Source organism: Mesorhizobium sp. M7A.F.Ca.CA.003.01.2.1 (genome assembly GCF_003998945.1).
Lineage (GTDB): Bacteria > Pseudomonadota > Alphaproteobacteria > Rhizobiales > Rhizobiaceae > Mesorhizobium > Mesorhizobium ciceri.
On the sequence record NZ_RZRA01001377.1, the window covers coordinates 1 to 989 of the forward strand.

The following is a 989-nucleotide window of genomic DNA, read 5'->3' on the forward strand; positions in this document are numbered from 1 at the left end:
GCACCTCAGCCCGAGCCCGCGGCGCCCGCCCAGACGGCACCCAAGCTCGAAACCTTTGGCAGATGGTCGACCCTGGTCGACGAGGTCGACACCGGTGAGGATCTGCGCAAGACCTGCGCGGCCTCGACCGCCTTTATCGGCGCTGGCGGCGAGAGCGGCGTTCTGACGCTCATCATCACGAACGGCGATGCACTGCCGCCGGATGCCTACCCGTCCGTAACGATCGCCGTCGACAACAAGGCCTTGCCGGCCGGCAAGTCGGTTGCCGCCACTTTCGGCGACGACAAGGGCCGCGTCACTGCCAAGCTCCATTCCGATGGCGCCGTCAACGGCCGGCTCAGTTGGACCGTCGACAACCAGTCCAAGACCAGCCTGGCGCTCCTGCGCGCCATGCGCCGGGCATCGGTGCTTGACGTCTCCTTCGGCGATGCGCCGGTTGGAAGCATATCCATGGACGGCTTCACCAAGGCCTATCGTAGTCTCGGCGCATCGTGCGGGTTTCCGACCGCCGACGTTGCTCCCTGAAGACATCGGTACGCTGTGCGGCTGCTGGCGAGGCTGGCAATCCTGCTTGCGCCTCGCTATCTCTGAAGGGCGAGGGAGCTGTTGGCGACACTTTGCCATCGCTGCAAAAACCTCTAAGCCTTTCGCTTCACCAGATTCGCCAACCAAAGGCTTCTCCATGCGCTGTCCCTATTGCCAGTCGGAAGATACGCAGGTGAAGGATTCTCGCCCCGCCGAGGATGGCGCGGCGATCCGCAGGCGGCGCGTCTGCCCCGATTGCGGCGGCCGTTTCACCACCTTCGAACGCGTGCAGTTGCGCGACCTCGTCGTGGTCAAGAAAGCGGGCCGCAAAGTGCCCTTCGACCGCGACAAGCTTTTGCGCTCGGTGGAGATCGCCGTGCGCAAGCGCAATGTCGATCCCGAACGCATCGACCGCGCGGTGACAGGCATCGTGCGCCAGCTCGAACGTTCCGGCGAGACGGAGG

General features: G+C 64.9%; 2 protein-coding genes. Both read left to right on the forward strand.

Features of this window, described 5'->3' with window-relative positions; genetic code table 11:
- The coding region (locus tag EN969_RS32785; protein ID WP_127287483.1) for a hypothetical protein at positions 1–525 on the forward strand (525 nt) is incomplete at its 5' end.
- Positions 526–682: 157 nt separating this feature from the next.
- On the forward strand, positions 683–989 hold a 307-nt coding region (locus tag EN969_RS32790), incomplete at its 3' end, for an ATP cone domain-containing protein (protein ID WP_127419821.1).